This is a genomic window from Natrinema sp. H-ect1, assembly GCF_041821105.1.
Taxonomy (GTDB): Archaea; Halobacteriota; Halobacteria; order Halobacteriales; family Natrialbaceae; genus Natrinema; species Natrinema thermotolerans.
On sequence record NZ_JBGUBA010000002.1, the window covers coordinates 768,786 to 780,933 of the forward strand.

General features: G+C 61.1%; 9 protein-coding genes. 6 read left to right on the plus strand and 3 right to left on the minus strand.

The genetic code is table 11. The features are described 5' to 3' along the window. Nucleotides 1-219 precede the first annotated feature (219 nt). A complete protein-coding gene (locus ACERIM_RS08155) occupies nucleotides 220-1,281 on the minus strand; it encodes a glycosyltransferase family 61 protein (RefSeq protein WP_241429930.1) in 1,062 nt (353 codons plus the stop codon). A gap of 160 nt (nucleotides 1,282-1,441) precedes the next feature. Beyond that, nucleotides 1,442-1,831 (minus strand): hypothetical protein, encoded by a 390-nt coding sequence (locus tag ACERIM_RS08160; protein ID WP_373631981.1) that lies wholly within the window; start codon nucleotides 1,829-1,831, stop codon nucleotides 1,442-1,444. Between the two features lie 649 nt (nucleotides 1,832-2,480). Here ACERIM_RS08160 and ACERIM_RS08165 point away from each other — a divergent pair. The 4 genes from ACERIM_RS08165 (at nucleotide 2,481) to ACERIM_RS08180 (ending at nucleotide 7,049) form a co-directional block, all read left to right on the plus strand. Continuing rightward, the gene (locus ACERIM_RS08165; protein WP_373631982.1) at nucleotides 2,481-3,419 is read left to right on the plus strand and encodes a hypothetical protein; all 939 of its coding nucleotides are present in this window, start codon (nucleotides 2,481-2,483) and stop codon (nucleotides 3,417-3,419) included. Nucleotides 3,420-3,560: 141 nt separating this feature from the next. Then, entirely contained in the window at nucleotides 3,561-4,577 is a 1,017-nt protein-coding gene (locus ACERIM_RS08170) for a hypothetical protein (RefSeq protein WP_373631983.1), read from the plus strand. A 102-nt stretch (nucleotides 4,578-4,679) separates the two neighbouring features. Continuing rightward, nucleotides 4,680-5,810, plus strand: a complete 1,131-nt coding sequence (locus ACERIM_RS08175) for a glycosyltransferase family 4 protein (RefSeq protein ID WP_373631984.1) — start codon at nucleotides 4,680-4,682, stop codon at nucleotides 5,808-5,810. Between the two features lie 72 nt (nucleotides 5,811-5,882). Next, nucleotides 5,883-7,049: a glycosyltransferase gene (locus ACERIM_RS08180; RefSeq protein WP_006649599.1), complete on the plus strand. Its 1,167-nt coding sequence runs from the start codon at nucleotides 5,883-5,885 to the stop codon at nucleotides 7,047-7,049. Nucleotides 7,050-7,064: 15 nt separating this feature from the next. On the opposite strand, the gene aglG is transcribed toward ACERIM_RS08180, so the two are convergent. Next, nucleotides 7,065-8,024, minus strand: a complete 960-nt coding sequence (aglG, locus tag ACERIM_RS08185) for a glucosyl-dolichyl phosphate glucuronosyltransferase (protein WP_373631985.1) — start codon at nucleotides 8,022-8,024, stop codon at nucleotides 7,065-7,067. Between the two features lie 173 nt (nucleotides 8,025-8,197). Here aglG and ACERIM_RS08190 point away from each other — a divergent pair, with 173 nt between their 5' ends. Both ACERIM_RS08190 and ACERIM_RS08195 read left to right on the plus strand, forming a co-directional pair. After that, complete coding sequence (locus tag ACERIM_RS08190; RefSeq protein WP_373631986.1) at nucleotides 8,198-11,137, plus strand: oligosaccharyl transferase, archaeosortase A system-associated; 2,940 nt, start codon at nucleotides 8,198-8,200, stop codon at nucleotides 11,135-11,137. Between the two features lie 68 nt (nucleotides 11,138-11,205). Next, nucleotides 11,206-12,147 carry a DUF368 domain-containing protein gene (locus ACERIM_RS08195; RefSeq protein WP_373631987.1) on the plus strand — a complete coding sequence of 314 codons (942 nt, stop codon included), beginning with the start codon at nucleotides 11,206-11,208 and terminating at the stop codon, nucleotides 12,145-12,147. Nucleotide 12,148 lies beyond the last annotated feature (1 nt).

Here is a 12,148-nt window from a genome sequence, read left to right on the forward strand (position 1 = left end):
TATTTACCGTAGCCCTCGTGTACCGGCCAGCTAGCCAATCGAACGGCCTCTCGGCCGATCAGAACCGGGTTTCGTATCGCCCGCTTCAAATTCTCGAGTGTATAGTGATTATTCATGCTACTGGTGTATACGGATGTCTGAATGGATGCTGCCCCTGTTCAAGGCACTTTCGTCGTTCCAACATCGTCCCCTTTGCGGCCGACAGCCGATAGGAAGACGCTACTGGCACCGTACTTCTCGAATCGTTTCTTCCAGCGCCGTGGTGTCGACGACGATGTCGGTCGACGCCGCCCGACAGTACATCGGTTCGTACGAGACGCCGAGCGTCGCCGCCAGCAACCGGTAGGGCTGTTTGACCTTGTCGCCGAACAGTTCTACGAGCGTACAGTCATCGGCGAAGACGATGTCGGTGAGGCCGGCCCCGTGGGGACCGACGACCACGTCCGCGTCGGCGAACAGCCGCGCGTTCCGCTCGAGTGACCGTTCCTCCAGCCGATAGCACGAAAAGCCGAACTGCGACAGGACATCCATGACCTCCGCTTCATTTACCACGCGACGTTCGACGGCAGTGGCACGCGAGACATAGACGTTGTCGCCGCTCTCCGGCGTCGTCTCGGGTGCGCGGTCGAGTATCTCTCCGCGGAGCCACGCGAAGTCGTCGGTACGCCGCTCCGGGAACGACGGAACGACGAGGCGCGAGATGTTGTATGCCGGTTTCGTCGCAGTCTGGATCCGCGACTGGGGCCACTCGAGTAGTTCGAGCGTTTCGTCAACGAACGGCGGCGCGCCCGGTGGTATCAGCAGTGTCACGCGCTCGCCGGTCGCGTCCTCGAACGCTCGGATATAGCGGAGCTTCGGAACCGTCTCGACGATCCAGTGGTAGTAGTTCGGATACCGTGGGATAAGCGGCGCCGCGGTGTCCAGCGAGTCGGCCCCGCGGAAGTCGCGACGGCGATATCCCGATAGCAGGCCACGGAGCGGGGCGTCGCCGTAGAACAACTGTCTGGAGAGCATCGCCATCATCGCCTGCTGAGCTTGGTCCGGCGCGGCGGCACTTTCCTCGACAATCTCGCGTTGCGGGGTCAGTGCCAGTCCGGTTTCCGAGAGGACGCATCCGTTCTCGACGAGCGCGACGAACGGGGGTGATTGCTCACCGTCGTCTCCCGGAACCGTGATGGTTTCACTCGCGATCGACTCGAGGGCGTCCCGGGAGACGGTCCGAACGACGCCGCGTTCGACGAGCGGATCGAAGACGGGCCGACCAAGACGTTTCCGGGTCAACAAATCGCCGGCTGCGACGATCGACTCCCTGGTTCCGTCGGCCGCGAGCTTTCGTGTTAGCTTTCGAGGGCTGAACTCGGTCGGAATCATGTTCCTGTGAGCGAATCCGCTATCGGTTTCGGTGGGACCGATCGCCGTCGGTGCTGGACGAGATATCCGGTCATCGATACCCCAACGCCTCGAGACGCTCGTCGACGGTTTCCTCATCGACGCTTTCCCGCTCGACAGGCGGTTCCGATCGGATCTCCCTGCGGCCGTCGCCTTCGACGACGAACCAGGGGACCTTGACCAGTTCCTCGGCGTGGACGCCGTACGGATGCCCGTACTTTCGGCGGCTCGGGATCGGCGACAGCCGCTCCCCGACGAAATTGCCGTGGTCGGCCGTGATTACCGACTTCCCGTCGAGCGTCTCGAGCAGATCGGCGACCTCTTCGAGGACGACGTCGAGGTTCTCCAGATACGCCTCCCAAACTGTCGCTACGTCTAAGTCAGCGGTGCCGTCTCGGAGGTGCTTCCAAATACCCGGTTCTTCCTCTACGTCGAGATCCATTGTCCATCCGCCGCCGACCATGTTCCGACCGAGTTCCCCGATGAATGGCGTGTGTGGTTGCATGAAGTGGACGATCAGCCGTTTATCAGGGTAGGTTTCATGGGCGTCTTCCGCCGCTCGTGCGACGGTTTCCGGGGTTACGGTCTGTAACTCCGTATCCCAGTCACCCAGACAATCGACGACGGCATGAAACGTGTCTTCATCGAGGTTCAGACGTGGAACGTACGGATTCGCATTCACGTAAACAGTATCGTGAAACGTCTCGGACGTGAAATTTCGTTCCAAAAACTCTTCACTACTCGATCCTAGTGAAATCCGTGACTCGAGTTCGCCATCGAGACCGATTCGATCCGCGAACATGTCGTAGCGACAGGCGTCTAGAATTAACAAATTGTCCCAATCTTCAGACATGACATGGGTTCCGTTTCCGTGTTGAAGGCGGAAGATGAGATTATTGAGTTCGATAGGAACGTACCGTAACACGCTCGTAGAGGTTTGAAGCAACCCTCCGCTGGCGTAGAGTTCCTTTGCTTTGCGGAGATGGTGACGCATACGATGTGGGACTTTCTTCTGGGGAAATAACGTTTCGGTTCAGCAAGCGAACCGGTGAGCGGTACAATCAAGCACTTGGAATTGGTGTTTTCAGACAATGCCAGAGCGATATACTCTCGAGAACTTTCGGAAGTTATTGCACGAACCGGAGTACGTTCTCTGGGAACTCCAACGGAAAATATTTCAGTTCCGGTTTGGGGACGGAATCGATGTAATGTCGAAAGACTGGGATAATCTTGTTCTCCTTGATGCGTGCCGTTATGACTCGTTCGAAATGGAAAACACGATAGACGGGGAGCTAACAGCAGTCGTCTCAAAAGGAGGGTCGAGTTGGCCGTTCATGCAGGCAAACTTCGCCAACCGAGATCTCCACGACACCGTCTACGTCACGGCGAACCCCCATACGGGAAAACTCTCGGATGACGTGTTCCATGCCGTGAAAATGCTTCATCTCGAAGCGTGGAACGATGAATACGAAACTGTCCTTCCCGAAGATGTACTCACTGCAGCGATAGACGCACACGAGGAATATCCGAACAAACGACTGATCATCCATTTCATGCAACCACACCGGCCATTTATCGGGCCAACAGGACAAGAATTGAGGGAAGAGTACAACCTAGGAGGATATAATAGAACGTTGGTCTACGAGGAATCGAATGGTGAGCGAGAGGAGACGGACTTCACTGCACGCGTTGAACGGGGCGAACTTTCCCTCCCACGGATACGTGAAGCGTATCGGGAAAACGTAGCGACCGCGGTTGAATATGCAGAGAAGGTATCGAACGCGCTCCCCGGAAAGACCGTTGTGAGTGCCGATCACGGCGAACTACTCGGCGATCAGTTTACGAGGTTTACAAAACCAAAATATGGACATTCATGGGAACATCTAAAGAACAAGGAATTGTACGTCGTACCGTGGCTCGAGATTGAGACAGACGATCGAAGAACCATTACAGCTGATAGTCCCACTGAGATCAACCGGGGAAGCGAAGCGGAGGTTGAGGATCGACTACGATCACTTGGGTATCGATAAGATCCTACATAGATGGTTACGAACACCTATTAATGTAAAATAATATATTTGTATCTATAGATAGTACTTTAGTCGAGTTCTCTCCCGGAATCAGCAGGTTTCATCGCAAATATTATCCCTGCCGTCTGCTACTTCAGACCAATGCTGCGGCACGAAGTGAGCGTCGACAATATTAAGAAGGCTTTGAAGAACCCCGATCAGGCCGTTGACGAGACCCTCTACGAACTGTTCTATCGAATTCCAACAACGTATGCGAATACGGTAACGACTATCGGAACGAACGTCTTCACACGAGAGTGGGACGTTCTAATCCTGCTGGATACCTGCCGCGTCGACGCGCTTCGCGCGGTTGCCGACGAGTACGAATTTATTTCAGCGGTTGACAGCATCCGTTCGGTCGGCGGTCGGTCTCCCGAGTGGATCGCCAAGACGTTCGTCGACGAATACGAGGAGACGATCCGGGAAACAGCGTATCTCACCACGAACGTCTTCACGGAGCCGATCCTAGACACTGCAAGCCCCGACGCCGGATCGTTAGCCGAGAAAAGCTTCACATACGATCTGTTGGATAGGATTCCGACCGTTGACGTAGAGACGCTGGGGAAGTGCGAGTACCTGTTCGAATACGAACCGGTTGGAAAATCGGGACCACTGGGTCACACTGACGGCGGAACACCGCCTCGATACGTGACTGACAGGGGTATCGATGTCGCCCGAAGCGAGGACTTCGACCGCCTGATCCTGCACTATCTTCAGCCACACCCACCCTACATGGCGCGGGCGCTTGAGGAAGACCGCCCGTTGCACAAACACGAACGGGACTGGTGGGGATACATAGGGGAGACGGGCGATAAAGAAACGATCTGGGAGACGTATCTGGACGAACTCCGATTCGTCCTTGACGATGTCGAACTGCTCCTGGAAAACATGGACGCCGAACGGGTCGTTATCTCGTCCGATCACGGGGAAGCATTCGGCGAGTTCTGGGAGTTCGGACATAAAACGGGTAGTATACATCCGAAAGTCCGAAACGTGCCCTGGGTAGAGACATCCGCAACTGACACTGGTTCGTACACGGCGGAGTTCGAAGCGCCATCGACGAACGAAACAGATGACGACCTCGACGAACAACTCGAGGCACTGGGATACAAGATGTGATTCGTAACTCATGGGTCCGAGCGAAAAGAAGTGGTATGAATGATGAAGTATGAGAATGCTTTCCATGATCCGCTCTAATCGAAGGGCAACGAGATGTCACGAATGACACGAATCTCCCTCGTCACCCCACGATACCCACCGACCCACGCCGGCGGCGGTGAGATTAGTGCCCGACTGCTCGCCGAACAACTCCACGCTCGAGACGCCGTCGACGAAGTCGTCGTCTACTCGTTCGACGGCGAGTCGACGGAGACGGTCGGGGGGATTCCGGTCTTCCGGCTCGCGGACGTCCCCCAGTACCCCTACAGCCTGCCGAACGAGATCGCCTACCGGAAGCTCAGGGCGGTCGGGCCGGACCCCGACGTGATCCACGCGTACAACATGCACCTCCATCCCGCCGTGGGACGGCTCTCCGCGACGCTCGACGTTCCCGCGGTGGCGACGCTAAATGCATATCCGCTCGTCGACTGGGCCGAGGTGAACGTGACCCCGTCGCTCAAGCGCCGAGTGTACGAGCGGACACTGTTGCGTCTCGAACGGCCCCGCCTGCTGGGACAATTGTCGAACATCGACCTGTTCCTGCCGCTCAGCAGCGCCGTCGAACGGGTCTACCGGAACAACGGCCTCGAGGACGCCGACTACGAGGTGATCCCGAACATGCTCGATCCGTCGTTTTCCGTCCCGGACGACGGCTCCGAAGAGACGGACCGGGTCCGGTTGCTGTACGTCGGCTATCTTCGGGACACGAAAGGCGTTCGGTATCTGATCGATGCGATGGACCGGCTCCCCGAGCGGGTCGAACTGACGGTCGTCGGCGACGGTCCGGAGCGGGACGCCCTGACGGAGCGGGCCGCGGGTACCGCCGCGGCCGACAGAATCGAGTTCACCGGTTCGGTCCCCTACGAGGAGGTCACACGGGCGTACGCTGACGCGGACGTGTTCGTCCACCCCGGCGTCTGGCCGGAGCCGTTCGGCCGGACGATTCTCGAGGCGATGCAGGCCGGATTGCCCGTCGTCGCGACCGATATCGGCGGCCCGGCCGACACCGTCCCGCAGTCGGAACTACTGGCGACGCCCGGTGATCCGGCAAGTCTGAGCGAGAGCATCGAATACGCCGCTGCAAACCGTGACCGGATTGGCCGGGAAAATCGGCAGTTCGTCGACGACCGGTATCACCCCGATGTCGTCGTGCCACAGTTTCATGAGGTATACGAGCGAGTTCTGCGTGACTGACGGCGAACGGCGCCCCCGCAGCCACCGATCAACCCGTGAAGGATATGGCCGTCGGTTTAGAAGACGGGTGTAATGATCGATTTCGGACCTGGCGGCCGAGGACTGGCGGTCGCACACTGGGGCGAACACGCCAACGGTGGCGGTGATCGCCTCGCCTGGGAACTCGCCCGCGTCTTCGAGGACGCACCCTTTTATGTCGGCTGGCGTGACGAGTCGATCGAGCCGACCGATATCGAGGCCGAACAGCTCATCCAGGGCCGGTTACTGAACCGGGCCCTCGAGCGGGGCGGGCTGGCGCGACAGCTCGCGCATCTCGTGGGATGGCAGCTCGCCGAGCCGCTCCGGGAGTACGACGTCCTCGTCACCAGCGGGAACGAGCCGCTGTTTTACGTCGCCCCGACCGAGCAGACCTGGGTCGCCTACATCCATCACACGAACCGCAGACAGTCCGACCAGATCACTGCGGTCGAATCCGCTCGGTTCCCCCGGCTCCGACTGCTCCTTCATTACGCGATCCGGGTCCTGTTCGACCACAACACCCACCGTCCCGATCGCTACGTCGTCAACTCCGAACTCGTCAAGCGCCGCCTCGAGCGCTACTGGGGCGTGCCGAGCGAGAAGATCAGCGTCGTCTATCCGCCCGTCGATACCCACGAGTACGATCCGGACGACGAGGAGACCGGCGAGTACTACGCGACCCTCTCTCGACTGGACTGGCACAAGGACGTCGACGGGATCATCAGAGCGTTCAACGACCTCGAGAGTCGATTGCTCGTTGCCGGCGACGGTCCCGAACGCGAGCGCCTCGAGCAGTTAGCCGGCGACAACATCGAGTTTCTCGGTTACGTCGACGAGGCCGAGAAACGACGTCTACTGTCGGGCGCGAAGGCCTTCGTGTTCAACGGCCGCGACGAAGACTTCGGGATCGCCCCGGTCGAAGCGCTGGCGGCCGGCACGCCGCTGCTCGGCGTCGAGGAAGGGATGACACAGTTCCAGGTCGTCGACGGGAGGAACGGCTACTGCCACACGCGAGCGGGCGAAGCCGGGCCCTCGCTGGCCGAGACGATCCGCCGGTTCGAGACGGAGGGGGTCGAGTGGTCGCCGGCGGAGATCGCCGCCTTCGCCGACCGGTTCTCCGTGGATGCGTTCCACGAGGGGATGCGGGAGGCAGTCGATACCGCGGTTGCGAGCGCCGATATCACGCCCGATTGGTACGAGTCGTACGAAACCGGTGATTGAGTCGACTGCAGGCAGTCACGCGCCGCTCGGCGTGTCACGCTCGGCGGTCAGTTCCGCCCGATCCACTTCCGCAAGCCCATACAGGTAGCCGAAGCCGACCGCAGCGGTGAACACGAAGATCGTAACAAGCTGTTTGACCTTCGCACTCGACGGGCGTCGCAAGAGGTCGGATAGCCGCTCCGGAACGAACTCGAGCATGAGCTGTTGCAGGTACTCGTTTTTGTCGCCTTTCGCCTCGGGTAACAGCAGATCCATGATCCGTTTCGAGTAGCCCTGCCAGAAGGCTCGGAACACGAGCCACTGGAAGTCGCCCCGATAATCGAACAGTTTGTGGTGAACGACGGCGTCGGTGTTGTAGATCACGCCCTTGCCGTACGCGTTCGCCATCCGGATACAGACCGGCGCTTCGTGGGCTTGGATGTGACGGTCGCCTTTCCGGCCCGTATTTTCGTCGTAGCCGCCGACGGCGAGAAAGACGTCCCGCCGGTAGGAAATGTTCGAACCGTAGGTGTTGCGAAGCTCCTCCATGTGATCGCCCATCCCGCGCTCGTCACAGCCGACGAGCCAGTAGAACTCCGCGGGGAAGAAGTCGGGTTTTTCGGTCACCCAGTCGGAGGCGACGTGGCCGCCGACCGCGATAGCGTCAGTTTCGGCGTAGACTCGAGCCAATTCCGCGACCCAGTCCTCTTCGGCGACGGCATCGTCGTCGATGAACGCGACCACGTCGCCGGTCGCGATCTCGGCTCCGCGGGTCCGGCTGTAGGAGATGCCTTGATTCTCGTCGTTACAGTGGAGGACGACGTCCTCGAGGCCCCCGTAGTCATCTCTCACGCGGTCGAAGACCGGCTCGTTGCCGTCGACGACGAGGACGATCTCGAGGGGGTCGTAGGTCTGTGCGAGGACGCTGTCGACGCACTCCGAGAAGACGTCGTACCGGTCCATCGCGTACGTACAGATGACGACGGAGACCTTCATCGGGACTCGATTTCGGAGAGGCGAGAATAAGCCTTTTCCTTCAGTAACCCGCTCGGCGGAGGAACGGTCCGAAAACCGGAGTATCGTCGCTCCGACTCCGTCGTTAGACGGGGTATCAAACGGCGACGCGTATATGACAAGGCTTATTCTTGGCTTGGGTCTGGTGGAACCTAATGAGTACGGACACCGAACACGTCGACGAGGGAGCAGAAACCTCCACCCTCGAGGCGTGGCGAGACTGGTATCATATCCCCATCGTCGGGGTCGTGATGCTGTTTATGGTCTGGGTCCGAACCCAGATGTACGACCGGTTCGTCACGGACGGCGGACAGCCCGCGCTGTCCGGTATCGACTCGTGGTATCACTGGCGAACGATCAACTGGACTGCCGAAAACTACCCGCATACGATGCCCTACGAGGTCTGGACCGGATTCCCGTCCGGCAACTACGTGGGCCAGTTCGGGACGCTGTTCGACCAACTCATCGTCACGGTAGCGATGATCGTCGGCCTCGGTGATCCGTCGCCCGAGACCCTGTATACGGTTTCGCTGCTTGCGATTCCGGTCATGGCCGCGCTCGTCGCGATCCCGGTCTTCTACGCCGGGCGGCGACTCGGCGGGACGATCGGCGGCATCGTTTCGGTTCTCGTCCTCGCGCTCGCGCCCGGGACCTTCCTTCGGCGCTCGTTGGTGGGGCAGCTCGACCACCACGTCGGCGAGGTGCTGTTCATGGCGATCGCGGTCCTGGCGATGATGGTCGCGTTGCGCGTGGCCGAACGGGACAAGCCGATCTACGAACTCGTCGTCGACCGCGACTGGGATACCCTCCGGTCCCCACTCGTCTACAGCACGCTCGCGGGGATTGCGATGACCTTGTATATCTGGGTCTGGCCGTCGGCGATTCTTCTGATCGGGATCTTCGGCGTCTTCTTTACCGTACAGCTCTGTGTCGATTATCTCCGGGGCGTTTCGCCCGACCACGTCGCCTTCGTCGGGGCAGTAAGCCTTGGCGTCACGGGGCTGCTGTCGATTCTGTTGATCGAACGGCCCGGCAGTACGGGGTCGACGTCGTTAGGCCTCCTCCAGCCACTCGCTGCTTTCCTCGTGGCCGCCGGCTGCGTGTTCATGGCGTGGCTCGCCCGTGAGTGGAACAACCGTGATCTCGAGCGCCAGTACTACCCCGTCGCCATCGCCGGCCTCCTCGGTGCGATCGGAGTGGGGGCGTGGCTCGTCCTGCCCGGCCTGTTCGATACGATCGTCGGCAACGCGGTGCGCCGGGTTCTCCCGATCGGCGGGACGGCAACGGACCTCACGATCGGCGAGGCCAAGCCACCGGATCAGTTCCTCTCTCACGTCTTCGACGAGTTCGGTGCCGCATTCTACACGATGGTCGCGGGGCTCGTGTTGCTCGTCGTGCGGCCGCTTCTCGGCCGCGAGTATCGCGCCGAGTATACGCTGGTGATCGTCTGGTCACTGTTCCTGACCAGTATGGCGGCCACACAGCTTCGGTTTGCGTACTACCTCGTTCTCGCTGTCGCGGTCGTTAACGCCGCGTTCGTCGCGGACGTGGTTCGGCTGTTCGATCTCGATATCAGGGGCGGCATCGAATCGCTCAGGTCGATCGAGACCTATCAGGTGATCGTCGTCATCCTCGTGGTCTTGTTACTGTTTGCGCCGTTGTTACCGCCGCTGGCATCGGGAACGGCCTGGGGGAACGCCGAGGGCGCTCGACCGCACCCCGACGCGATGGCCTGGGAGGAGTCCAACGAGTGGCTCGCGGAGAACACGCCGGCACCGGGTAACTACGGCGGTGCGAACAACGCCGATACGCTCGACTACTACGGGAGCTACACCCCAGAGGACGGTGATTACGAGTATCCCGACGGGACCTACGGCGTCATGTCGTGGTGGGACTACGGCCACCTGATAACGACCCAGGGCGAACGGATCCCCCATTCGAACCCGTTCCAGCAGAACGCGCGGTCGTCTTCCGAGTTCTTGACTGCCCAGTCCGAGGCGGAAGCGGAACTGATCCTCGATGGGATCGCCGCCGGTGAACCTGTCGTGAATCGATCGACCGAGGAACTCGAGGGAGCCGTCGGCAACGACTCTCAGGAGGGCGAAGGGATCCGATACGTGATGATCGACGACCAGATGGCCGGCGGGAAGTTCAGTGCGATCACGGCGTGGTCCGGGCCCGATTACAGCGCGTACGTTCAGAGCGAACAGTTCCAAGCTGGAAACAGCTCGATCCAGCTTCCGAGCGGAAATGAGGTCTACGAGAACACGACGACTGCGTCGCTGTATCGGCAGGACGCGGCCGGCATGGAACACTACCGGCTGGTTCACGAGAGCGACGACTACGCGATCGTCGGCGGGATGCAGGTGGGCAATCAGCGACTCCCCCACTACTCCCTGCCGATTAGCCGGTACAACCGGGCGACCGGACAGAACCTCGACACCGGCTGGAGCAATCAGACGGCAGCGATTCAACAACAGCTCGCACAAGCACGGAGCAGCGACCAGGTGTATCAGCAACTCGGCGTTCCGATGTGGGACGCCCACGTCGAGTCGAGGGTCAAGACCTATGAACGCGTCGCGGGCGCGACGATCACCGGCAGCGTCGATGCCGAGTCGATCGACGCCGACAACGCCACGGCCGTAGTCAGCGTCCCGCTCGAGACCGGCACCGGACGGACGTTCGCCTACAGACAGACCGCCGACGTGGACGCGGACGGCAGCTTCGAGGTGACTGTCCCGTACGCGACGAACGACGAACTCGGTGTCGAGGACGGTTACACCGACAGCAGCGTCGAGGCGCTGGGCAACTACACCGTTCGAGCCATCGCGCCGTCCGGCAACGAGACCGTCCAGTACGGCGGCGAAACGACGGTTCCGGAACCGGCCGTCGTCGACGGCGAGTCGGTCGACGTCACCCTCGAGGAGATCGAGACCGACACGGGTAACGAGAGCAACGAAACTGCTGGGAACGAAACGACCGGCAACGAGACGGACGACGGCGGGTCGACTGACGACGGCACGGCCGGCGACGGATCGACGGACAACGAGACGGCGGCGGCCGTCGCGCCGATCGCCGCCGAGCCGGCGAGCTGATCGGTCGCTCGCCGATCGGACACCCAGCGGGAAGAAGGCTTTTGCGAGATCCGCCCCAAATACCGACGATGCGGGAGCTTTTCGCCGTCTACTTGAAGGGGTTCTCCATGGGATCTGCCGACGTCGTCCCCGGCGTTTCGGGCGCGACGATCGCACTGATTCTCGGGATCTACGATCGGTTGATTCGGGCGATCACGACGATCGATCCCCGAAAATTTCGATCGGCGTGGCGGCTCCACGAGCCGGCCCAGCGGGCGGCCCTGCGGGCCGAACTCGAGCGGATCGACGCCGGCTTTCTGGCGGCGCTCGGACTGGGGATCGCGACGGCGATCGTGGTGTTGTCGCGGGTGTTACACACCGCGGTAACCGAGTATCCGGTGCCGACCTACGGCTTCTTCTTCGGGTTGATCAGTGCGTCGGCGATCGTGTTGTACGGCGAGATCGATCGCTGGCCCGGTCGGCGACTCGCCGTCTCGATCGCGGGGATCGCGATCGCCGCCGCGATCACGGGTGTGACGGCAACGGGCGTCTCACACGGGCCGGCGATGGTCGTCCTCGCGGGTGCGATCGCGGTCTGTGCGATGATTCTCCCGGGGATCTCCGGGGCCTTCTTCCTGCTGCTACTGGGCCAGTACGAGTTCATGACTGCGACGCTGACCGCGTTCGTCGACGGCCTGCTCGGGCTGGCCGGCGGCGGGACCGCCGGGTCGGTCGTCGAGTCGGGGACCGTCGTCGCGCTGTACTTGCTCGGGACGGTGATCGGCCTGTTTACGATGGCACACGTCGTTCGACGCGCGCTCGAGTCCTACCGGGCAGCGACGCTCGCTTTTCTGGTGAGTTTGATGGTCGGGGCGTTGCGCCTGCCGGCGATCGAGATAGCGACCAACGTCGGCTCGGAACCGACCGCGACGCTGCCGATTGCGGTGGCGGCGGCGGCCGTCGGCGTCGTCGCCGTTCTGCTGGCGAACCGATACACAAGCGGACTCGAGTACGACGACCCTGCCGGCTAGC

Coding starts and splice junctions, on each gene's coding strand:
- ACERIM_RS08195 (WP_373631987.1), top strand. CDS start 11,206: ATGCGGGAGCTTTTCGCCGTCTACTTGAAGGGGTTCTCCATGGGATCT.
- aglG (WP_373631985.1), bottom strand. CDS start 8,024: ATGAAGGTCTCCGTCGTCATCTGTACGTACGCGATGGACCGGTACGAC.
- ACERIM_RS08165 (WP_373631982.1), top strand. CDS start 2,481: ATGCCAGAGCGATATACTCTCGAGAACTTTCGGAAGTTATTGCACGAA.
- ACERIM_RS08190 (WP_373631986.1), top strand. CDS start 8,198: ATGAGTACGGACACCGAACACGTCGACGAGGGAGCAGAAACCTCCACC.
- ACERIM_RS08175 (WP_373631984.1), top strand. CDS start 4,680: ATGACACGAATCTCCCTCGTCACCCCACGATACCCACCGACCCACGCC.
- ACERIM_RS08160 (WP_373631981.1), bottom strand. CDS start 1,831: ATGGATCTCGACGTAGAGGAAGAACCGGGTATTTGGAAGCACCTCCGA.
- ACERIM_RS08170 (WP_373631983.1), top strand. CDS start 3,561: ATGCTGCGGCACGAAGTGAGCGTCGACAATATTAAGAAGGCTTTGAAG.
- ACERIM_RS08180 (WP_006649599.1), top strand. CDS start 5,883: ATGATCGATTTCGGACCTGGCGGCCGAGGACTGGCGGTCGCACACTGG.